Origin of the sequence: Catenulispora sp. GP43, assembly GCF_041260665.1 — a bacterium.
GTDB lineage: Bacteria > Actinomycetota > Actinomycetes > Streptomycetales > Catenulisporaceae > Catenulispora.
Genome location: NZ_JBGCCT010000025.1, coordinates 93,608 through 115,540, shown reverse-complemented (window position 1 = coordinate 115,540; position 21,933 = coordinate 93,608). Strand labels below are relative to the sequence as shown.

Below are 21,933 nucleotides of genomic sequence, written 5' to 3'. Positions count from 1 at the left end.
GATGTCGAACGCGTACGTCTACGACGCGATCCGGACACCGCGCGGCCGGGGCAAGCAGAACGGCTCGCTGCACACCGTCAAGCCCATCTCGCTGATGGTCGGTCTGATCCAGGAGGTGACGGCCCGCCACCCGAACCTGGACCCGGCGCTGATCGAGGACGTCATCCTCGGCGTGGTGTCCCCGATCGGCGAACAGGGCTCGGACATAGCCAAGGTCTCGGCGCTGGCCGCGGGCCTGCCGGACACCACAGCCGGGGTCCAGCTCAACCGGTTCTGTGCTTCAGGGCTGGAGGCGGTGAACACCGCTGCGCAGAAGGTGGCCTCGGGTCTGGGTGAGGACCTGATCCTCGCCGGCGGCGTGGAGTCGATGTCCCGGGTGGCGATGGGCTCCGACGGCGGCGCCTGGTTCGAGGACCCGGAGACCGCCTACGACATCTCCTTCATCCCGCAGGGCATCGGCGCGGACCTGATCGCCACCATCGAGGGCTTCTCCCGCACCGACGTCGACGAGTTCGCCGTCCGCTCGCAGGAACTGGCCGCCGCGGCGCGCGCCGCCGGCTACTTCAAGAACTCGGTGGTCCCGGTCCGGGACCGCAACGGCCTGACGATCCTGGACGAGGACGAGTTCATCCGTCCCGGCACCACGGTGCAGACCCTGTCCGGCCTCAAGCCCTCGTTCGAGGCGATCGGCGACCTCGGCGGCTTCGACGCCGTCGCGCTGCAGAAGTACCACTGGATCGAGAAGATCGACCACGTCCACCACGCCGGCAACTCCTCCGGCATCGTCGACGGCGCGGCCCTGGTGCTGATCGGCAACGAGGCGGCCGGGCAGGCCGCCGGCCTGACGCCGCGGGCCCGGATCCTGGCCACCGCGGTGTCCGGCGCCGACTCCACGATCATGCTCACCGGCCCCGCGCCGGCCTCGAAGAAGGCGCTGGCCAAGGCGGGCCTGGGCATCGAGGACATCGACCTGGTCGAGATCAACGAGGCGTTCGCCGGTGTGGTGCTGCGGTACGTCCGCGACATGGAGAACCTCCCGCTGGAGAAGGTCAACGTCAACGGCGGCGCGATCGCCATGGGCCACCCGCTGGGCGCCACCGGCGCGATGCTGATCGGCACGATCGTGGATGAGTTGGAGCGGCGGGATCTGCGCCGGGGCCTGGTCACGTTGTGCGTGGGCGGCGGTATGGGCATTGCCACCATTGTCGAGCGGGTCTGAGGGCGGGTACGAGGAATATGAGCGAGCAGAACCACATCGGCTGGGACAAGGACGCCGACGGCGTGGTCACGTTGACCATGGACGCGCCTGGCCAGTCCGCCAACACCATGAACCGCGCCTTCATCGAGGCCCTCGGTCCGGTCCTGGACCGGCTGGAGGCCGAGAAGGATGAGATCGCCGGGGTTGTGGTCACCAGTGCCAAGAAGACCTTCTTCGCCGGCGGCGATCTCAATGAACTGATCCAGGCCCGTCCCGAGGACGCCGCCGACATCATGGCGCGCAACATGCTGATCAAGGCGCAGCTGCGGCGCCTGGAAACTCTGGGCCGTCCGGTGGCTGCGGCGATCAATGGTGCGGCGCTTGGCGGCGGGCTGGAGATCGCGCTGTCGTGTCACCACCGGGTCGCCCTGGACGCTAAGGGTTCTGAGATCGGCTTCCCCGAGGTGACGCTGGGCCTGCTGCCTGGCGCCGGGGGAGTGGTGCGTTCGGTGCGCCTGCTGGGTATCACCGACGCGCTTCTCAAGGTCCTGCTTCAGGGCCAGCGCTACAAGCCCAAGGCGGCACTGGACAACGGTCTGGTGCACGAGGTCGTGGCCACGCCCGAGGAGATGCTGGCTGCCGCTAAGGCGTGGGTACTGGCCAACCCCGAGGCCAAGCAGCCGTGGGATGTGCCGGGCTACAAGATCCCCGGTGGTGACCCGAAGAACCCGAAGTTCGCCGCGAACCTGCCAGCGTTCCCGGCCAACCTGCGCAAGCAGCTTAAGGGCGCCAACTACCCGGCGCCGCGCAACATCCTGGCGGCGGCCGTCGAGGGCGCGCGCCTGGACTTCGACAACGCGCTGATCGTCGAGGCGCGGTACTTCGTCGAGCTGGTGACCGGTCAGGTCGCGAAGAACATGACGCAGGCGTTCTTCTTCGACATGCAGAAGGTGACCAACGGCGCCTCGCGTCCGGCCGGTTTCGAGCCGTGGCAGGCCACCAAGGTCGCGGTGCTCGGCGCGGGCATGATGGGCGCCGGGATCGCCTATGTCTGCGCGCGTGCCGGAATCGAGGTCGTGCTGAAGGACGTCAGCGTCGAGGCCGCCGAGAAGGGCAAGGCGTACTCGGCCGGGATCCTGGACAAGGCGGTGTCGCGCGGGAAGATGACCCGCGAGGCCGCCGACGCCGTCCTGGCCCGCATCCATCCGACCGCCGACGCCTCCGACGCGGCCGGCGCCGACCTGGTCATCGAGGCCGTCTTCGAATCGCCGGAGCTGAAGACGAAGGTGTTCGGGGAGATCCAGGACGTCGTCGCCCCCGACGCACTGCTGGGCTCCAACACCTCCACGCTGCCGATCACCGGCCTGGCCCATGCCGTCAACCGCCCGGCGGACTTCATCGGCCTGCACTTCTTCTCCCCGGTGGACAAGATGCCGCTGCTGGAGATCATCGTCGGCGAGCAGACCTCCGACGCGGCCATCGCCAAGGCCTTCGACCTGGCCCGCCAGATCAAGAAGACTCCGATCATCGTCAACGACAGCCGCGGCTTCTTCACCTCCCGCGTCATCGGCCGCTTCCTGGACGAGGCCATGGCGATGGTGAACGAGGGCTTGCGCCCGGCCTCCATCGAGCAGGCCGGCTCCCAGGCCGGCTACCCGGCCCCGCCGCTGCAGCTGATGGACGAGCTCACCCTGACCCTGCCGCAGAAGATCCGCAACGAGGCGCGCGCCGCCGCCGGCAAGGAGTGGGTCGAGCACGGCTCGGAGGCCGTCATCAACCGCATGGTCGACGAGTTCGGCCGCGGCGGCCGCTCCGCCGGCGCGGGCTTCTACGAGTACGTGGACGGCAAGCGCACCGGCCTGTGGCCGGGCCTGCGCGATGCCTTCCCGCCGCACCTGGACATCCCGTTCCAGGACATGCAGGAGCGCATGCTGTTCGCCGAGGCCCTGGACAGCGTCCGCTGCCTGGACGAGGGCGTCCTGCGCTCGGTCGCCGAGGCCAACGTCGGCTCCATCCTCGGCATCGGCTTCCCGGCCTGGACCGGCGGCGTGATCCAGTACATCAACGGCTACGACGGCGGCGTCACGGGCTTCGTGGCGCGCGCCAAGGAGCTGCACGAGAAGTACGGCGAGCGCTTCGCCGTCCCGCGGTCGCTGATCGAGAAGGCGGAGCGCGGGGAGCGGATCGAGTAGCCCGCGCGTTCGCAGGGCCGGTGGCGGCGCCGGGGCGGATCCGTGACAGGATCGCCCGGCGCCGTCCGGCGTATCGTTCCTGGCAAGGGTTCAGCACAATGTCCGAGACATCCGAAATATTCGCCTCGTTCACCTCGCACGCGAAGCGCGCAGTGGTCGACGCACAGCGGGGGGCGAGGGCCCTCGGGCATCCGCACGTGGGCACGGCGCACCTGCTGATGGCGTTGGTCCACCAGAAGCGATGCGAGCACGACCATCATTCCCTGCGCGCGCTGCGGGCGATCGGACTGACCTGCGAGCGGATATGTCCGGATGTCGTTAGGGCGCTCGGCGAGCGCGGGCCGGCTCCGGACGAGCGGATCCCGGCGACGCCGACCCACCGGAAAGTTGTGGCCGCGGCGAAAGCCTTGAGCAGGATCCGGCAGGACGAGTTCGTCTGTACCGGGCATCTGCTTCTCGGCATGGCGCACCAGCTGGCATCTGATCCTCCTGCTCCGGCGTCCACCATGTTCCGCCGCAAGGCGCACCTTCAGGACCCGGCCTTCTACGACATCGCCCAGCGGCTGCTGATCGACGCAGCAGGATCTTTGGAGCGGGTCCGTGGGGCGGTGTCCGGCACGGCCCATGCCGCGACGCCGGATTCCGCGCCCGGGTATTGCTCGCCGGCGCAGTGCGGGTGACCTCGCAAGGAGATCAGGCCTTTGGCCAAGCCGTCCTGGCCACCCTCTAGCATGGCTTGCCATGAGGGGGAAACTAACCGTACTGATACTGTCCGCCGCGCTGATGACAGGTTGCGCGTCGCAGGGCACGACGAATTCCGCAGCCGGTGGCGGCACGCCGACCGGGGCCGGGGCGGCCACCGAATCCAGAAGCGGAAGCGACACCGTGGTGGGGACCGATCCCGCGGCGGGACCGGGAGACGGTGCCGCGATGAACTCCGGAGCAGGCTCCGGAAGCGGTGGGACCTCCGGCGCGGTGCCCACCGGATCACATTCCGGAGCTCCCACCACGGCCAAGACCGCTTCCACGTCCCACACCTCCGCCGCGCCGTCGTCGGGCTCCTCGACTTCCGCGCCCGGCGCTGTCGCGGGGAAGGACGCGACTGTGGTGATCGGCGTGGGCACGGTCCGGGTTGTCATCTATGAGGACTACCGCTGCCCGATCTGCAAGACGGTGCACGACCAGATCCAGCCGGTGCTCAACACCAAGCTCGCCGCCGGCAGCATCAAGGTCGAGTTCCACGCGATCGACCTGATCGACCACTCCGCCGGCGGCAAGGGTTCGCTGGCCGCCGGCAACGCCGCCAGCTGTGCCCTGCCGGCGTTCAAGTTCCAGCCTTACCGCGAGGCTCTGTTCGCCGCGCAGCCCAGCGAGACCGACGACGCCTTCGCCGATCCCAACGAGCTGATCACCATCGCCAAGACGGTCTCCGGCCTGGACAGCCCGACCTTCGAGGACTGCGTGCGGGCGCAGCCGTACGCCGGTTCCATCGAGAGCACCTACGCCGCCGAGTTCGGCTCGGGCAAGCTGGTCGGCGTCCCGAGTGTGTTCGTCAACGGGACGCAGTGGAAGGTGCCGAGCTCCGGCGACGTCGCGGCGTCGTTCACTCAGGCGCTGGCTGCCGCGGGGGCCTGATCCGCAGCTGCCTGATCTCCTATCGATCTCCTACCGAAGGCTTTCGAAGAACTCCCCGATGTCCCCGGCCAGCAGCCCGGGCTGCTCCATCGCCGCGAAGTGCCCGCCGCGCGCGAACACCGTCCACCGCCGCACCTGGTACAGCCGTTCGTACCAGGAGCGCGGCACCTGTCCTTCGGGTACGAACTCGTTCGCGAACACCGCCATCGCCGTCGGTACCCGCACCCGGTCGCCGGGGCCGATCGGGCTGCCGTGCCAGCGGTCGTCGTAGTAGTCGCGCATCGAGCCGGTGATGGAGTCCGTCGCCCACCACAGCGTCAGCATCGTCAGCAGGCTGTCGCGTCCGAACGTGCCGTCCAGGTCGCCGCCGCTGTCCGACCAGGAGCGCCACTTGTCCAGCACCCATGCCGCCAGGCCCGCGGGGGAGTCGTTCAGCCCGTAGCCGAGCGTCTGCGGGCGCGTGGACTGTACGGCGCTGTAGCCGCGCTCGGTCTGCTCCCAGCGCTCCACATGCGCGAGGTACGCTCGCTCCTCGTCCGTCAGCGGCGGGGTGCCGGGGCCGGTGTACGGCTCCATCTCCGGCGTGCTCAGGTGGATCCCGATCACGCGCTCGGGCTCCAGCAGCGCCATGTGCGTGGCCACGCCGGCCCCGAAGTCGCCGCCGCACGCGCCGTACCGCTCATACCCGAGCCCCCGCATGAGCCGGTGCCACATCCCCGCCACGTACCGCCGGTCCACACCAACCTGCGCCGGACGCTGCGAGAACACATAGCCCGGCAGCGAGGGCACCACCAGATCGAACCGGTCGCCGAGCCGGTCCACCAGCCCCAGCATCTCGGCGAAGGTGCTCGGCCAGCCGTGCGTCAGGATCAGCGGGATCCGCTCGCGGTCGCCGTCGCCGCCGCTTTCGGGCCCGCGATGGTGGACGAAGTGGATCCGTGTCCCGTCGATCTCAGCCATCTGATGCTGATATCGGTTGAGCTCCCGCTCGGCGGCGCGCCAGTCGTAGCCGTCGGCCCAATAGGCCAGCAGCTCGCGCAGATAGCCCACCTCGACGCCCTGGCTCCAGGCCGCCCCGGGCGCCGCCTCCGGCCAGCGGGTCCGCCCGATCCGCTCGCGCAGGTCGGTCAGGACCTCGTCCGGCACGGAGACGGTGAACGGATCAACGCGCATCGCCCCATGATAGGAAGCCGGACTGTCAGTCCGTGCTAGTCGGTGCTAGTCCGTGCTAGTCCGTGCAGTACGGGCTCTGGTTCGAGGTGGTGAGGCTGACCAGCTTCCACTTGTCGTCGTCCGACAAGATGTTCACCCGGACGCACGCGTGCTGGTTCGCCGCGTCCTTGGCCGCGTGCGCCACGTAGTCCAGGCTCACGCCCTCCCCGAGCAGGCACAGGATCCCGCCGCACAGGACGGTCACGGCCGCGTGCAGCGCCACGGTGCTCAGGATCGGATGGTCGGCGATCGTGGTGGACAGGGTCTTGGTGTCCCCGCGGGAGATGAAGCGCACGCACGGCGGGACCCCGCAGATCTTCTGCGCCTCGCCGGTCGTCGGCGCCGACGAGACCACGACCGTGGTGCCGCCGGAGGATCCCGAGGACGAGCTCGAATCCGCTGTCGATTGGCACGCCGCCACGAAGAGCATCAGCGCGCTCAGGATCAGTGCCAAGCCGGCCCGGTTCCGGGCAGCCGTGTAGTCGCCCATGTCCACCCCCACAATTCGTCACAGGCTTCGCGATAACCGTAGCTTGGCGGCGCCGACTATTCCGGGGTGATGAGTCCCTTGACGGCATGCAGCGCCCTGAGTAGGTTCTCCGAAACATCTAGTTAGGAAGCTTTCCTAACCAAGGAGGGGCACCCCCATGGTTTCCAGGGCACGACCGCGCGTCCGCCGCCGCAAGACGGTCGCCGCGCTCACCGCCGTCGGTCTGGCCGGACTGACCGTCGGCGCCGCCACCGTCCTGTCGCAGAGCGCGCAGGCGGCGCTTGTCCAGGGTGCGCGGACCCCCGGGCTGGTCCGGGTGGACCAGGCCGGGTACCTGGGCGGCGAGGTGAAGCAGGCGTACCTGATGACCGGCGGGGCGGTGTCCGGGGCGACGTTCTCGGTGCTGGACTCCGGCGGCAGGACCGTGCTCACCGGCAAGGTCGGGGGCACCAGCCTCGGCAAGTGGAACACCGCCTACCCGGACGTGTACCCGATCGTCTTCAGCTCCCTGAAGACACCGGGGACGTACCACATCGCCGTCGCCGGCAGCGCCTCCGGGACCTCGCCGTCGTTCACGGTCACCAGCGCCGACTCGCTGTACGGCAAGCTCGTCACCGACGGCGTCACCTTCTTCCAGACCCAGCGCGACGGCTCGGACGTCATCGCCGGTGCCCTGGACCGCAAGCCCTCGCACTTGAACGACTCCTCGGCGGGCATCTACGCCTGGCCGAAGTTCGCCGCCGGCGGCTCCGACGCCATCACCACCTCCGACCTGACCAAGCTGTCCGGCACCGTCGACGTCTCCGGGGGCTGGTTCGACGCCGGGGACTACCTGAAGTTCTCCAACAACGAGGCCTTCGGCGACATCACGCTGCTGGCCGCGCAGCGCGCCCTGGGCTCGGCGGCCCCGGCCACCCTGTCCGCCGAGGCCCACTACGGCGAGACCTGGCTGAACAAGGCCTGGAACCAGAGCACGAAGACGCTGGTGCTGCAGGTCGGCATAGGCTCGGGCAACTCCGCGGGCACCTTCTACGGCGACCACGACCTGTGGCGGCTGCCGCAGAAGGACGACGGCGACACCGCCACCGCCGACCGCTACGCGGCCGCGCACCGTCCGGCGTTCCTGGCCGCGAGCCCCGGTGCGAAAATCAGTCCGAACATCGCCGGCCGGGTCGCCGCCGCGTTCGCACTGGCCGCGCAGGTGGACGCGGCCGGCAACCCCAAGCAGGCCGCCGCCGAATACCAGGCCGCCGCCTCGGTGTACGCCCAGGCCGACACCAGCGCGCCGCCGAGCCCGCTGACCACCGCGCTGCCGAACGCGTACTACCCCGAGTCGATCTGGCACGACGCGATGGAGCTCGGCGGCACCGAACTCGCACTGGCCGCGCAGAAGCTGGGGCACAGCTCCTCGTCGTACCTCTCGCAGGCGGCCACCTACGCCAAGGACTACATCGCCTCCGACACCGGCGACACGTTCAACCTCTACGACAACAGCGCCCTGGCGCACGCGGACCTGATCAAGGCGATCGCCGCCGCGGGCAACCCCTCGGGCCTGGCCGTCACCCCGGCCGCGCTGACCGCGGACCTGAAGCGCCAGGTGCAGTCGGCGGCGAGCAAGGCGGCCTCCGACGCTTTCCACGCCGGCGGCAACTACGCCGACTTCGACGTCGACGCGCACACCTTTGGCTTCCTCACCGAGGAGGCGCTGTACCGGCAGGCCAGCGGCGACACGTCGTTCCAGGCCTTCGCCACCGAGCAGCGCGACTGGCTGCTGGGCGCCAACGCCTGGGGCCTGGCCTTCATGGTGGGGGAGGGCAGCAACTTCCCCAAGTGCATGCAGCACCAGGTCGCGAACCTGTCCGGCAGCCTGACCGGCACCGGCGCGATCGCCACCGGCGCGGTGATGAACGGACCGAACAACACCAGCAACTTCGCCGGCGGCCTGGGCTCCTACCAGGACGGGATGAAGCAGTGCCCGGCCGGCGGCACCGACGCGTACAACAAGTTCACCGGCCACAGCAGCCGCTTCTCCGACGACGTCCGCTCCTGGCAGACCGACGAACCGGCACTGGACATGACCGGCTCGGCGGTCCTGGGCGCGGCGATGCAGGAGACGCTGGGCGGCTGAGCTCCGCCCGGCACGGCGTTCGGCCCCTGATGCTGGCGGATCAGGGGCCGACGGCGTTCCGGAACACGACCCAGCGCATCACGCAGTACATGTAGGCACCCTCGGCGAGCCCCGACAGGACCCGCGCGACGGTGTACCCGACCCCGATCGCCGTCAGCCCGCTGCCCACCCCGAGCACGAAGACCAGGTAGTTCACCCCGACGGCCACCGCATACTGCGCGGTCTGCGCCCCCAACGCACCGTGCGAGCGGAAGTTGAACGCCCGGTTCAGCACGAAACTCAGCGCGAACGCGGCCAGATAGGACACGGTCACGGCCGCCGGATAAGGCCAGTTCAGCAGCCGGTGCGCCAGCGTCAGCAGCACGAGGTCCACCGAGAAGGTGAACCCGTTGATGACCGCGAAGCCGAGCAGACTCGGCGCGACGACGCGCGAGAGCCCGAACGGCAGCCGGCGCACGACGGCGGTCATCAGCGCGTGGAAGCGCTGCCCCCGGCGGGTCGCGCGATCGGTGGATGGCGATTCGACCGCGACGGCGGCGACGGCGTCGGTGTTCTCCTTGGGCACGCGGGCAGGCTAGTGGGCCCAGCGGTCTTCTTCGCGAACATCCGGCAACGGCCAGGCCGGCCGGTTCAGCGACCGGCCTGTGCCCCGCAGCCGCCTGGCTCGCCGACCGGCATGTACTCCGCTACCGCGCGGCCCGTGCCCCGCCTACCCCCGGAAATAGTCCCTGATCAGCTGCTCCACCGTCAGCGAAGCCGCCAGCGCCTCCGCCCCGGCCAGCACCGCGCCGCTGCCCAGCGCCGAGGTCTCCAGCCGCGGCGGGTACGGCAGCCGCCCGGCCAGCCGCTCGGCCACCGGGCCCAGCAGCAGGTCGCCGTTCAGCCCGATCCCGCCGCCGAGCACCACCAGCTCCACGTCCACCACCGCCGCGGCCACCGCGACGTAGTTCGCGATCCGCCGCGCCTCCTCGCCGACCACGTCCAGCGCCCCCGGGTCGGCGGCCCGCGCCAGCTCGAAGACGCGTTCCATGGCCAGGTCCTTCTCGGCGGGCAGCTTGTCCCCGGCGTACTGCAGGATCGCCATGGCGCACGGGTCCATCGACGCCGGGACCTCCGGCTCGGGGCCGTCGGGTCCCTCGACGTATTCGGGTTCGAAGGCGCTGTCCAGCTCGCCGGCCGCGCCCTTGAAGCCGCGCAGCAGGTTGCCGCCGAGCACCAGCCCGGCGCCGACCCCGGTGCCGATCGACAGGAACAGGAAACTGTCGGCGCTGCCGCCGCTGCCTCGGGCGTACTCGCCGTGCGCGGCCAGGTTGATGTCGTTCTCGACGGTGACCGGGAGCTGCAATGCCGCGCTGAACGTCTCCCGCGCGCCGAAGCCCTCCATCCCCGGGACGTTGGCCGCCTGCCACACCCGGCCGTCGCGCTGGTCCACGACGCCCGGGACCCCGACCACCGCGTGCTGCACCGTCTCCGGCCCGACCCCGGCGGCCGCGGTGAGCTCCCGCGCCAGATGCACGGCGGCCCCGACCATGCCGTCGGCCGTCCGGCCCTCCACCTCGGCGTCGCGCCGCACCACCTCGGTGCCGTCCAGCCCGACCAGCGCCGCGCGCAGATGCCGCGCCCCCACATCGAAGGCCAGCGCGTGCGCCGCCTCGGGCCGCGGCTTGAAGAACACCGCGCCGTAGGTGAAACCGCGCGAGGCATCGGCGGTCTCCACCACCAGCCCGATCTGCAGCAGGTCCTCCAGCACCGCCGAGACCGTCGGCTTGGAGATCCCGGTGGCCCGCGAGATCTCGGCCCGCGAGATCGGCGCGTGCTCCCCGATCACGCGCCACACCGTCCGCAGGTTCAGCTCGCGGACCGTGGCCGACGTGGCCGGGGTGGGCCGGGCGCCTGGTGTGTTCATCGCCCCAGGATAGGGAACGGGGTCGGGCTGGTCGATCATCTGGTCTCAGTCCCCGCCGGCCGCCACCGCCGCGCGGATGTCCGCCGGGGTGCCGGGTGCGAGTTCGAGCTCGTCGATCCATGCCGCATCTGCTGAGTAAACAGCACGGAAAGGCCTGCCTACCAGCCGGGGATCCCTGGCTTGCAGATAGCGCAGTTCGAAGAACCGCCCCGCGCCCGGCTCCTCGGCCACGCCGTCCACCACGACCTTCCCGCCGGTCGTGGACATCACCGGCCCGCGCACCGTGCGCGCCAGCCCCGGCAGGGAGCTGTAGGCGTCGCGGAACACCTCGGCGGCGCGCGCCAGCGGCACCTTGAAGTAGTCGCGCGGCCCGGTGTCGCGGGCCACGAACATGTAGTACGGCACGGCGCCGGCGCGCTGCTCGGCGCGCCACAGCCGGGCCCAGGCCGCGGCGTCGTCGTTGACCCGGCCGATGATCGGGGCCTGGCAGTACACGACGGCGCCGGTGTCCCGGATGCGGGACAGCGCGGTACGCGCGATAGCCGGCTCCAGCTCCACCGGGTGGCTCAGGTGCGCCATCACCGCCGGGGTCTTGCCGGCCTCGGCGATCTGCTCGAACAGCCGCAAGGTGGCGTCGGCGTCGTGGTCGGTGACGTAGCGGTGCGGCCAGCTGGCCACCGACTTGGTGCCGATGCGCACCGTCTGCAGCGACTCCACGGACAGGAACGGCTCGATGTGCTGCCGCAGCCGCTCGGCCGACATCACCATCGGGTCGCCGCCGGTGACCAGCACGTCGGTGACCTCCGGGTGCCGGCGCAGGTAGGCGACGGCGCGGGAGGGCTCGGCGGCGGCGAAGCGCAGCTCTGGCTCACCGACGAACTGGGCCCAGCGGAAGCAGTAGGTGCAGTAGGCGTGGCAGGTCTGGCCGGCGGAGGGGAAGTACAGCAGCGTCTGCTCGTACTTGTGCTGGGTGCCCGGGACCGGCCCGTCGGGATCGCTCGGGACGTTCAGGTCCTGCTGATGCTCCGGATGCGGATTCATGCCGGCCCGGATGCCCGCGATCGTCCGGGCCAGCTCGCCGGCGTCGCCACCGTCCCGGGCCGCCGTCAGGCGTCGCTCGTCGTCGGCCGAGAGCATGCCCGGCTGTGGGAAGAACAGATGGAAGACCGGGTCGCCGTCCGGCGCCGACCAGTCGATCAGTTCACTGAGAACGTATTCGTTGACCCGGAAGGGCAGGACCAGTGAGAACAGGCGGACGCTCTCGCGGAGCTGCGGATCCAGTCCGTACTTCGCGGCGATCTCGTCGAGCCGGTTGGGTCCCAGAGCCTGGAACCGGTTCGCGCCGGGGCGGCCGGCGGCGGTGTGCTGCACGCCCTGACGCTACCCGACAAGACCGACTGATGGATCCGATGACCGCAGTAGGAGATACGCCGTGTCGGGGATCTCCCCGTAGATCCGCCGGAACGCGGCGTCCAGCACCGCCCCGACCTGCGCCCGGTCGGCGGCCTCCAGCCGGAAGTCCCGGCCGCCGTTGGCCGCCACGACCTCGCCGACCGCGCGCCGCAGGAAGCGTTCGACCCGGCGGGAGGCCACGAAGCGGCGGCCGTCGGCGAGGTCGACGAAGCGGACCAGGTAGGTCCGCTCGATGTTGTCGTCGGTGACCGTGACCGGGGTCAGCGCCTGGTGCGGGGCCGCGGCGTGCCAGACCGCCTGGAAGCGGTTGTTGACGAAGGAGCCCAGCGCGCTGTCGACGGTCACCTCCAGTTGCTCGGCCCGGCCGGAGAGCTTGCCGACCGGGTAGAACGAGACCAGCGCCCGGTCGTCCCAGCGGTACATGGTGATGTCCGGACCGGAGGAGTACAGCCGGACCTGGAAGTCGGCCGCGGTGCCCAGCCCGCGCGGGCCGCCGGCCTGCTCGAAGGCGCGATGCAGCCGGGCCACCGTCTCCAGGTTGCGCTCCAGCATCGGGCCCAGCTCGTCGGCGCGCCCCAGTTCCAGGTCGCGCTGCTCGGCGGCCAGGGTGGTCGGGTTGATCAGCAGGACCCTGATGGACACGCCGCGCGCCACGGCTGCGCGCACCATCGTCTCGAAGCGCTGCGCGTAGGGCTCGGCCAGCAGGTTGGAGTAGGTGTCCAGGATCCGGATCACGCTGGTCGCGCGGCCGGCGTCGTCGAGGAACTGCGAGTAGTCCAGCTCGGCGTGCTCCCGGACGCCGCCCTGCCCGGCGCGTTCGATGATCGGGGTGATCACGTAGATCGTGAACACGGCCCCGATCAGGTCGGCGGCGGTGTTCAGGGCGAAGTTCGGCCAGTACGGCTCGACGGCGCGGCCGATCCAGCCCAGAAGGAGGATCGCGGCCAGACCGATGAGGAGCCCGGTGATCCAGCGCGGGTCCGGGGCGTGCCGGGGCAGCCGCAGCGGCGGGCGCAGCCGCCGGATCAGAGGGATGCGACGCATCCGGGACGACGGACGGCGCGCGGACACGCGGCGCCGGTCGTCGTCATCTGCGCGTCCCCGGTCCCCGAAAGCCATGGTGCCGAAGGGTACTGGTGATGATCGCTATATCGCCAGATTCCATTTCGCCGGCCAGTCCTTCCCCCGCAAAGCCGCATCCGTCCCGCCGTCGCAGAACACGACCGAACCCACCATGAAGGAAGCCTGCTCCGACAACAGGAAAGCCACCGCAGCCGCCACCTCCTCCGGGCGGCCGGCGCGGCCGGCCGGGATGGTCTTTTCGAAGGCGGCCATGCCGGCGGCGGTGAGTTCGTCGGTGCGGCCGGCATGGGTCATCGGGGTGTCGATCATGCCAGGGGCGACCGCGTTCAGCCGGATGCCGTCGGCCATCCAGTCCGCGGCGCGGGTGCGGGCGTACCAGGCCAGGGCCGCCTTGGTGGCGGGGTAGGCCTGCACGGCGGCGAGTTCGCCGTGGGTGTCGGCCAGGGCGCCGGCCCCGGCCTCGTCGCCGGCCAGGCAGGCCTCGGCCACCTCGGCCGGCCAGCCCGGCTGGCAGGTGACCGAGTTCGAGGACGGCAGCACCACCGCGCTGCTCCCGGCCGCCTTCAGTGCCGGACGCAGGCCTTCGAGCACGGTGATGGCGCCGAAGTAGTTCACCGACACCAGCAGCGAGCCGGTGCGGCCGGTGGCCGGGGCCAGGCCGGCGAAGGGGAGCAGGCCGTCCAGGCGGCCGTCGCAGAGTTCTGTGATGGCCGAGATCGCGGCGCCCCGGCCCTCGGCGGTGCCCAGATCCGCCTCGACGTCCACCCCGGCCAGGTCCACGCCGATGACGCGGTGCCCGTCGTCGGTCAGCCAGGTGGCCAGGGTCGCGCCTATGCCGGAGGCGGCGCCGGTGATGGCTATGGTGGCCATGGCCGGCAGGGTAGGCCGAACCGGCGCTTTATGTAAGAGCGCTTATCGCCTCTGGCATGTTCGCGGGCGCCGTTCTAAGGTCCGCGCCGTGACGACCCCTGCGGAACGAGTGCCCGACGTCCTGGCCCCGGCGACCCTCGGCCCCGTTCGCCTGCGCAACCGCGTGATCAAGTCCGCGACCTTCGAAGGCGCGACGCCCGACGCCCTGGTGAGCGACGACCTCATCGCCTACCACCGCCGCCCCGCGGCCGGCGGCGTCGGCATGACCACGGTCGCCTACCTCGCCGTCTCCCCGGAGGGGCGCACCGAGCGCCGGCAGATCCACTGGCGCCCCGAGGCGGTGCCGGGCCTGCGCAGGCTGACCGAGGCCGTCCACGCCGAGGGCGCCGCCGTCGCCGCCCAGATCGGGCACGCCGGTCCCGTGGCCGACGCCCGCTCCAACCGCGCCGCGGCCCTGTCCTGCTCGCCGATGCTGAACCCGATCAGCTTCCGGCGCACCCGCGCCGCGACCGCCGCCGACATCGAACGCGTCGTCGCCGACCACGCCCGCGCCGCCCGCCTGGCCATCGAATCAGGGTTCGACTCCGTCGAGATCCACCTCGGCCACAACTACTTCGCCAGCGCCTTCCTGTCCCCGCGCCTGAACAAACGCGACGACGCCTACGGCGGTCCGCTCGCCAACCGTGCCAAAGTCGCCCTGGCCCTGGCGCGCGCCGTCCGGGACGAGGTCGGCGACCGGATCGCGGTCACCGCGAAGCTGAACATGGAGGACGGCTACCCCGGCGGCCTGCGTATCGAGGACAGCTTGCAGGTCGCGCAGTGGCTGCAGGAAGACGGCACCCTGGACGCCCTGGAGCTGACCGCCGGCAGCTCCCTGATGAACCCGATGTACCTGTTCACCGGCGACGTGCCGCTGCGCGAGTTCGCCGCGCAGTTCCCGCCGCTGCCCCGGCTCGGGATCCGCTTGTTCGGCAAGAGGTTTCTGCGTTCCTACCCCTATCAGGACACGTATCTGATGAAGCGTGCGCTGCGCTTCCGCGCCGAACTCTCCCTGCCGCTGATTCTGCTCGGCGGCGTCACCACCCGCGCCACCATGGACCGGGCGATGGCGGCCGGTTTCCAGTACGTGGCCATGGCCCGCGCCCTGCTGCGCGAGCCGGACTTGGTGAACCGCATCGCCGCCGACGCCTCCGTGCCGTCGCTCTGCTCGCATTGCAATCGCTGTATGCCGACGATCTATACCGGGACCCGGTGCACTGAGATACCGTGAGAACGCTCTCAGAGTCCTGACGTTCCGGGGGGAACCATGCGCGCACGAAGCATCACCGCCACCGCCGTGTCGACCCTGGCGGCGGCCGCGGGGATGGCGCCGATCGCGGCGCACGCCGCGGCGCCGGTGAACCTCGTCGTCAGCACCCCGGACCGGGGATGCTCGGACACCGACGCCTCCAAGCCGTTCTGCACCGTGGCCGCGGCCCTTGCCTCGCCGCTGCTGGTGCCGGACAGCTCGATCACGGTGAACGGCGACCACGCGGAGAACGTCACCATCACCGAGTCCGGCATCTCGCTGGCCGTCGGGCCGTGGGGCGGCGGGAACCTCACGAGTGTGACCGTCTCCGGCGCCCAGAACGTGACTCTGGCGTCGTTCTGGAGCTCGTTCACCATCGACGGCTCCTCGAACGTGACGCTGCTGGGCGTCCACAGCAGCGCGCTGAACGTCACGGACTCGCAGAACGTCGCGGTGAACGACAACTCGCAGCTGACGGGCTCCGGCACCGCCGGGACGATCAAGGACAGCACCGGGACGTCCGTCGCGCAGACCCTGATCGACGCCGACCAGGCCGGCGGATCGGCGCCCGGCACCACCGTCACCGGGAGCGGGAGCACGAACACGTCGTTCGTCGGCGACCTGTTCAACGGGGCCGGCTCCGCGGTCGTCCTGACCGGCGGGTCGAGCGCCACCACGATCGCCGACGACGAGGTGGACACCTTCACCGCCCCCGGCGTCCTGGTCTCGGGCTCCACCGGGAACGCGGTCGTCGGCGACACAGTGCGCGGGATGGGACAGGGCGTGGTCGCCACCGACGGCTCGACCGGCCTGACCATCGCGGACGACATCCTGTTCAGCGAGATCGACCCGCCCAGGAAGGGCTTCGCGGGGCCGATGGTGGTGGTCGACGGCACCTCGACCGGCGGCACCTCGATCCACCACAACATCGTCGACCAGGTCCAGACCGACGGATACGCCGCGGTGCTGGCCCAGCCGTCGGCCACCTCGCAGGTCCTGGGCCAGAACGATCTCGGCGGCCACGTGTCGGCGCAGGGGCCGGCCTATGCCTGGGGCGGCACCGTCTACCAGAGCGCCGCGGACCTGCAGAGCCACACCGGCCAGGGCGCCGACGACATCAACGCCGATCCGCAGTTCTCCAGCCTTCACGGCTACGGGATCAGCGCGACGTCCCCGGCCGTGGACTCCGCCGACTCCTCGGCGCCCGGATGGCAGAAGACTGATTACTCCGGCGCGGACCGCTTCCTGGACCCCTTCATCAAGCCGACCCCCGGCATGGGGCCGACGCCGTACGCCGACCGCGGCGCGGTCGAGTTCCAGGGCGGCCCGACCGTGGCCGCGACCCTCACCCCGGTCACGCGGCCGAGCCGGAGCGGGAACGGCGGCCTGGACTACGGGTTCCAGATCGACATGTCGGCCTCGAAGAGCCCGTTCGCCCCGGTGCAGTCCTACGGCATCACCGATGCCACCTCGCCGGTGGAGACCAGCGGCGGCGGAGCCAGTGCCACCGGCGCGATTTGGTACCCGGGTCTTTCCGGCCTACGGTCGGTGGTGCTCACGGTGACCGACGCCGACGGGCACTCCGCTCAGGTGGATGTCGACGTCTACGTCGGCCCGCGCACCGGCGCCGGCTCCACGCCCCCGCCGCCCCCGCCGTCGGGCGGTGGCCCGGTCGTCACCCCGCCGTCCGGGATCCCGGGCCGTGCGACGGTCCGTCAGATCGGCGGCAGTGACCGGTATCAGACCTCGCGCATGGTCTCCCAGGCGCAGTGGGCCGACGGCCGGGCCGACGCGGTGGTGCTGGCCCGCGGCGACGCCGCGCCGGACGCGCTGACCGGCGTCCCGCTGGCGGCCAAGGTGCACGGCCCGCTGCTGCTCACCGATCCGGCGGCGCTGGCCGCCGCGGACCGGGCCGAGCTGGACCGGGTCCTGGGCGGGCCGGGCAGCCACAAGACGGTGTACATCCTCGGCGGGACCTCGGCCGTCTCGCCCGGGATCCAGGCGGAGTTGCAGCACGCCGGGTATACCGTGCGCCGGCTCTCCGGCGCAGACCGGTACGACACCGCGCTGGCCGTGGCGAACCAGTTCGGGCCGACCTCCCACGTCATCGTGGCCACCGGCCAGGACTTCCCCGACGCGCTGGCCGCCGGGCCGCTCGGCGCGGTCGAGGACGCGCCGATCGTGCTGTCGCAGGGCACTGCGCTGGACCCGGACACCGCGGCGTTCGTCAAGGCGCACGCCGACGTGGACGCGGTCGGGATGCAGGCGTGGACCGCGACCAAGGTGCTGGCCGGCTCCGGCCGCGCCGTCGCCCGGCTGACCGGGATGGACCGTTATCAGACGGCTGAGTCGGTCGCGGACCAGGTGGCGAAGGTCTCCGGCAAGGGCACGCCGGCCGGGGTCGGCGTCGCCGGCGGCCTGACCTTCCCCGACGCGCTGACCGGTGGCGCGTTCGCGGCCAATGCCGGCCTGCCGCTGCTGCTCACCCCGCCGACCATGCTCGCGCCGGAGACCGCGCAGCTCCTCGGCGCCTGGTCCCTGGGACTGTCCTCGGTGACCATCTTCGGCGGGCCCAGCGCGGTCGCCCGGCCGGTGGCCAACGCGATCACGTGGGCGGTCGGCGGGACGTCGGATTATTAAGGGGCCTGACACACCCGATTGAAACTTCAACGTGGGGCGCCGCGGCGCACGCCCGGACTCCCCCGAACGGCGCATGGCGGCTCGCCACCCTCGGCCGCCCTCCGGCCACCATTGGCGGAGGTGCACGACACCAGGCGTCGCCTCGGGTCGGCGGGGTTCCCCCGCCGCGACGGCGCTTTCTGAGTCCCCTCCAGGGGGAGTCATGTTCTCTCGTCGAATCGCTTCCCGGATCGGTGTGGGACTCGGCGCGCTCGCCCTCGCCAGTGCTCCGCTGGGGGCCTTCGCGGCCACCGCCTCGGCGCCGGCGGCGCCGGCCAAGGCCGCCCAGGCCACGTGCGGCAACCAGGGCTGCAACGGCAAGGACCCGCAGGCCACCGGCTGTTCCACGACCTTCCAGGCGCGCAGCATCCGGACCGCGGACATCATGAGCCACGGCAAGAAGGTCGGCTGGGTCGAGCTGCGCTGGTCCCCGTTCTGCGGCAACAACTGGGCCCGGGTCACCTCCTCGGTGGGCGCCGCCAACCTGGCCGCCACCGCCACCCGCGCGGACGGCGCGAAGATGTCGGCCAGCGGTAAGGGCACCGTGCTCTGGACCCCGATGATCTTCGGCCGCGACCTGTGCGTCTCGGCGACCGGCACCGTCAACGGGGCCACCGCCACCACCTCGTGCGGATGACGGCGCGGGCGGGGAAGCGCATGATGGGAGGAACCGGGCGGTCTCCGACCGCGTGACCGGTCATAAGTACTTGCCTCCCGAGAGAAGCGGGGCGGGCCGCACGACATTGGCGGCCCGTCCCGCGACTTTGTGACTAGACCAAGTCCAATAGCTCGGTCAGGGAGCTGATGGCCGGTACGCCGTCAGGCGCCGTCTCGCCGTCCCGCCGCATCGCGCACCCCTGATACCCCAGCGCGATCGCGGCCGCCACCAGCTCCGGATCGTCGTCCACGAACAGGCACTCGGCCGGGGCGAGCCCGAGGGCCCCGCTGGCGTGGTGGTACATCCGCGGATCCGGCTTGCTGCAGCCCAGCACGGCCGAGATCGCGTAGGCGGCGAAGAAGTCGCCGAGGCCGAGCGCGGCGTGCAGATCCGGCAGGTTCGGCCAGGCGTCGGAGACCACGGCCATCGGGACGCCGCGCGCACGCAGCTTCGTCAGCGTCGGGATCACCTCGGGGAACGTCTCCAGCACCGAGGCCGGCGGAACCTCCCGCACCAACGCGGCGACCAGATTCGCCGACGCCTGGATGCCGATGTGCGTCAGCATCGCGCGGTGGTAGTCGTCCAGATCCGGTGTGGAGGTCGCGGCGGCCATGAAACGGTCGCCTTCACGGATCGCCTCGGTCAGTTCGTTGTCGGACACATGCGGGATGTGGGCCTTCACCGTCGCCTCGAAGTCGGCCCGGGGATGCCACCGGCCGCCGATGGGCCGCATCAGGACGCCGCCGGAGTCGAGCAGAAGAGCCTGGGGAGTCGAAGTCACAGCCCCGATGGTGTCATAGCTCTGATAGCAGATCACCGTACTGCGCGACCTGTTCCAGGGCGCGCGCCGGCGGGAACCTCAGGTCCTCAGGTGCCTTCGCCGCCGCCAACTGCTCCCACGTCACCGGCGTCGACACCGCAGGATGCGCCGTGGCGCGCAGCGAGTACGGCGCGATCGTGGTTTTGGCGTGCGTGTTCTGCGACCAGTCCACGAACACCTTCCCCGGCCGCTCGGCCTTGGACATGCTGGACACCACCAGATCGCGGTGCGTGCCCTCCAGCGCCCGGGCGATGGTGTGCGCGAGTTCGCGGGCCTGCCCGCCGGTGACGCCGGCCAGCGGCGCGTACAGATGCAGCCCCTTGGCCCCGGAGGTCTTCGCGCGCAGCTCCAACCCGTGCCCCGACAACAGATCGCGGGCGGCCAGCGCCACCCGGACGCAGTCCACCACCGTGGCCGGCGCGCCCGGATCCAGGTCCAGCACCAGCAGATCGTGGTGCTCCTGGTCGGACACCCGCCACTGCGGGACGTGGAACTCGATCGCGGCCAGGTTCGCCGCCCACATCAGCGAGGACAGGTCGTCGATGAGGACGTACTCGATCTTCTTGCCGGAGCTGGAGGCCGCCAGGGCCGCGGTGCGGATCCAGGACGGCCGGTGGGCCGGGGCGTGCTTGGCGAAGAACCCTGATGTGTCCACACCGTCCGGGTAGCGGATGAACGTCACCGGCCGGTCGGCCAGGTGCGGCAGCATCACCGGCGCGATCCGGGCGTAGTAGTCGAGGATCTCGCCCTTGGTGAAGCCGTCTTCGGGATAGAGCACCTTGTCCAGGTTCGTCAGCTTCACCGCCCGGCCGTCCACCTCGACGGTCTGCGCGGCCCGCGCGTCAGGGCTCACGGACCACCTCCGAGGCGTCCTTGTCGGGCCGGATCCCCTTGAACACCGGATGGCGCAGCCGGCCCTTCGACGTCCACTCCCCGAAGGCCACCTCGGCCACCACCGCCGGCTCGACCCAGGTCGCCACCCGCGCGTCGGGGGCGTCCACGGCCGTGGCGAACGGGCTGTCCTCCACCGCCAGCTCGGTCAGCGCCTCCAGCAGGACCCTGCGATCGTGCTCGGTGAAGCCGCTGCCCACCTTGCCCACGTACCGCAGCCGGCCCGCCTCGTCCGGCACGCCCAGCAGCAGTGCGCCGACCTCGCGCGGCGGGCGATCGGCGGCGGCGCCCTGTCGCTTCACCGGTGTGAAGCCGCCGATGACCGCGGACTGCGAGGAGGTCAGCTTGATCTTGCGCCAGGCCGGCGAGCGCGTTCCGGGCTGGTAGGGCGAGTCCAGGCGCTTGGCGACCACGCCTTCCAGCCCGGCGGCGCGGGCCGCGGCCAGCACGTCGGCGACCGGGGTGTCGGGGAACGCCGGCGGGGTCTGCCAGTGCGGCCCGGACAGCTCCAGGGACTCCAGCAGCTCGCGGCGGTCCTTGTAGGGCAGGTCCAAGGTGGAGCGGCCGTCCAGATGGAGCAGGTCGAACACGAGGTAGGAGGCCGGGTTCGTCCGGGACAGCCGGGCCGCCTCCGAGCCGCGGGTGCCGAAGCGGGTCTGCAGCGCGCCGAAGCTGACCCGGCCGTCCTCGTCCAGCGCGATGATCTCGCCGTCCAGCAGCAGCTGCGCGCTGCTGACCGTCTTGGCCAGCGCCTTGATCTCCGGGTAGGTCTCGGTGAGATCGTTGCCGTTGCGGGAGCGCAGCCGGGCCCGGCCGCCCTCGACGCGGCACAGGGCCCTGATGCCGTCCCACTTGAACTCGGTGGCCCAGCCGGCGCCGGTCGGGGCCGTCCCGGGGATCGCGAGCATCGGCCGCAGGTCGTCCGGGACGCCGGTGAAGTCAGGGTCCTGACCCTTCTCGCGGTGGATCATCCAGTCCGAGTCTCCGGTGCGGAACAGGGTGTAGTGCCCGGAGAGGCGATCGCCCGTCAGTTCGACTTTGACCTCGTCGTCGGTCCACTTCTCCGGGGTGTAGGTGCCGCGGTCGAAGGTGGCGACGGTCCCGGCGCCGTACTCGCCGGCCGGGATGCGGCCGGTGAAGTCGGCGTATTCGACCGGATGGTCCTCGGTGCGCACGGCGCGGTGGTCGCGCTTGGGATCGGTGGGGACGCCCTTGGGCAGCGCCCAGGAGACCAGGACGCCGTCGTGCTCCAGGCGGAAGTCCCAGTGCAGGGCGGTGGCGCGGTGCTCCTGCACGACGAAGATCGGCTGTTTGCCCCGGCGGCGCTTCTCCGGCGCGGCCTGCGGCACCGGTTCCGGTGTGCGCGCGGCGTCACGCTTGGCGCGGTATTCGTGCAGCCGATCCGGGTCCACGGTTCCATGACATCCCGCGCCGGTCCGGGGTGCGAGTCCGGATGATCCGAATTAGCGT

At 71.1% G+C, this 21,933-nt stretch carries 18 protein-coding genes; 8 read left to right on the top strand and 10 right to left on the bottom strand.

Annotated features, from left to right (window positions below):
* The first annotated feature begins 1 nt into the window (after nucleotide 1).
* The 4 genes from ABH926_RS38205 (at nucleotide 2) to ABH926_RS38190 (ending at nucleotide 5,025) form a co-directional block, all read left to right on the top strand.
* Nucleotides 2–1,219, top strand: coding sequence for an acetyl-CoA C-acetyltransferase (locus tag ABH926_RS38205; protein ID WP_370370850.1), 1,218 nt, complete (start codon nucleotides 2–4; stop codon nucleotides 1,217–1,219).
* A 17-nt stretch (nucleotides 1,220–1,236) separates the two neighbouring features.
* Nucleotides 1,237–3,390: a 3-hydroxyacyl-CoA dehydrogenase NAD-binding domain-containing protein gene (locus ABH926_RS38200; protein WP_370370849.1), complete on the top strand. Its 2,154-nt coding sequence runs from the start codon at nucleotides 1,237–1,239 to the stop codon at nucleotides 3,388–3,390.
* A 98-nt stretch (nucleotides 3,391–3,488) separates the two neighbouring features.
* The gene (locus ABH926_RS38195) at nucleotides 3,489–4,070 is read left to right on the top strand and encodes a Clp protease N-terminal domain-containing protein (protein ID WP_370370848.1); all 582 of its coding nucleotides are present in this window, start codon (nucleotides 3,489–3,491) and stop codon (nucleotides 4,068–4,070) included.
* 250 nt (nucleotides 4,071–4,320) lie between these two features.
* Nucleotides 4,321–5,025, top strand: a complete 705-nt coding sequence (locus tag ABH926_RS38190) for a DsbA family protein (protein ID WP_370370847.1) — start codon at nucleotides 4,321–4,323, stop codon at nucleotides 5,023–5,025.
* Between the two features lie 30 nt (nucleotides 5,026–5,055).
* Here ABH926_RS38190 and ABH926_RS38185 read toward each other — a convergent pair whose 3' ends face one another.
* Both ABH926_RS38185 and ABH926_RS38180 read right to left on the bottom strand, forming a co-directional pair.
* Nucleotides 5,056–6,198 carry an epoxide hydrolase family protein gene (locus tag ABH926_RS38185; protein WP_370370846.1) on the bottom strand — a complete coding sequence of 381 codons (1,143 nt, stop codon included), beginning with the start codon at nucleotides 6,196–6,198 and terminating at the stop codon, nucleotides 5,056–5,058.
* 55 nt (nucleotides 6,199–6,253) lie between these two features.
* On the bottom strand, nucleotides 6,254–6,727 hold the full coding sequence (locus ABH926_RS38180) for a hypothetical protein (RefSeq protein ID WP_370370845.1): 474 nt from the start codon (nucleotides 6,725–6,727) through the stop codon (nucleotides 6,254–6,256).
* 157 nt (nucleotides 6,728–6,884) lie between these two features.
* On the opposite strand from ABH926_RS38180, the gene ABH926_RS38175 reads away from it, so the two are divergent.
* Nucleotides 6,885–8,855, top strand: a complete 1,971-nt coding sequence (locus tag ABH926_RS38175; protein WP_370370844.1) for a glycoside hydrolase family 9 protein — start codon at nucleotides 6,885–6,887, stop codon at nucleotides 8,853–8,855.
* A 40-nt stretch (nucleotides 8,856–8,895) separates the two neighbouring features.
* Here the strand turns inward: ABH926_RS38175 and ABH926_RS38170 are convergent, their stop codons facing one another.
* The 5 genes from ABH926_RS38170 to ABH926_RS38150 form a co-directional block, all read right to left on the bottom strand.
* Nucleotides 8,896–9,324 carry a GtrA family protein gene (locus tag ABH926_RS38170; RefSeq protein ID WP_370370902.1) on the bottom strand — a complete coding sequence of 143 codons (429 nt, stop codon included), beginning with the start codon at nucleotides 9,322–9,324 and terminating at the stop codon, nucleotides 8,896–8,898.
* A gap of 240 nt (nucleotides 9,325–9,564) precedes the next feature.
* Nucleotides 9,565–10,761 carry an ROK family protein gene (locus tag ABH926_RS38165; RefSeq protein WP_370370843.1) on the bottom strand — a complete coding sequence of 399 codons (1,197 nt, stop codon included), beginning with the start codon at nucleotides 10,759–10,761 and terminating at the stop codon, nucleotides 9,565–9,567.
* A gap of 45 nt (nucleotides 10,762–10,806) precedes the next feature.
* On the bottom strand, nucleotides 10,807–12,132 hold the full coding sequence (locus ABH926_RS38160) for a KamA family radical SAM protein (protein WP_370370842.1): 1,326 nt from the start codon (nucleotides 12,130–12,132) through the stop codon (nucleotides 10,807–10,809).
* A 9-nt stretch (nucleotides 12,133–12,141) separates the two neighbouring features.
* Entirely contained in the window at nucleotides 12,142–13,293 is a 1,152-nt protein-coding gene (locus ABH926_RS38155; RefSeq protein ID WP_370370841.1) for a hypothetical protein, read from the bottom strand.
* Nucleotides 13,294–13,320: 27 nt separating this feature from the next.
* On the bottom strand, nucleotides 13,321–14,127 hold the full coding sequence (locus ABH926_RS38150; protein ID WP_370370840.1) for an SDR family oxidoreductase: 807 nt from the start codon (nucleotides 14,125–14,127) through the stop codon (nucleotides 13,321–13,323).
* A gap of 88 nt (nucleotides 14,128–14,215) precedes the next feature.
* On the opposite strand from ABH926_RS38150, the gene ABH926_RS38145 reads away from it, so the two are divergent.
* From ABH926_RS38145 to ABH926_RS38135, 3 genes are all read left to right on the top strand, one after another.
* On the top strand, nucleotides 14,216–15,397 hold the full coding sequence (locus ABH926_RS38145) for an NADH:flavin oxidoreductase (RefSeq protein WP_370370839.1): 1,182 nt from the start codon (nucleotides 14,216–14,218) through the stop codon (nucleotides 15,395–15,397).
* A 36-nt stretch (nucleotides 15,398–15,433) separates the two neighbouring features.
* The gene (locus ABH926_RS38140; RefSeq protein WP_370370838.1) at nucleotides 15,434–18,055 is read left to right on the top strand and encodes a cell wall-binding repeat-containing protein; all 2,622 of its coding nucleotides are present in this window, start codon (nucleotides 15,434–15,436) and stop codon (nucleotides 18,053–18,055) included.
* A 202-nt stretch (nucleotides 18,056–18,257) separates the two neighbouring features.
* Nucleotides 18,258–18,731, top strand: coding sequence for a DUF2690 domain-containing protein (locus ABH926_RS38135; protein ID WP_370370837.1), 474 nt, complete (start codon nucleotides 18,258–18,260; stop codon nucleotides 18,729–18,731).
* A gap of 133 nt (nucleotides 18,732–18,864) precedes the next feature.
* Here ABH926_RS38135 and ABH926_RS38130 read toward each other — a convergent pair whose 3' ends face one another.
* The 3 genes from ABH926_RS38130 to ligD (ABH926_RS38120) are packed head-to-tail and all read right to left on the bottom strand — an operon-like array spanning nucleotide 18,865 to nucleotide 21,875.
* Nucleotides 18,865–19,533: an HAD family hydrolase gene (locus tag ABH926_RS38130; RefSeq protein ID WP_370370836.1), complete on the bottom strand. Its 669-nt coding sequence runs from the start codon at nucleotides 19,531–19,533 to the stop codon at nucleotides 18,865–18,867.
* A gap of 13 nt (nucleotides 19,534–19,546) precedes the next feature.
* Nucleotides 19,547–20,425 carry a non-homologous end-joining DNA ligase gene (ligD, locus tag ABH926_RS38125; RefSeq protein WP_370370835.1) on the bottom strand — a complete coding sequence of 293 codons (879 nt, stop codon included), beginning with the start codon at nucleotides 20,423–20,425 and terminating at the stop codon, nucleotides 19,547–19,549.
* Entirely contained in the window at nucleotides 20,415–21,875 is a 1,461-nt protein-coding gene (gene ligD, locus ABH926_RS38120) for a non-homologous end-joining DNA ligase (RefSeq protein ID WP_370370834.1), read from the bottom strand. Before ligD (ABH926_RS38120) ends, ligD (ABH926_RS38125) begins: the two co-directional genes overlap by 11 nt.
* Nucleotides 21,876–21,933: the final 58 nt, after the last annotated feature.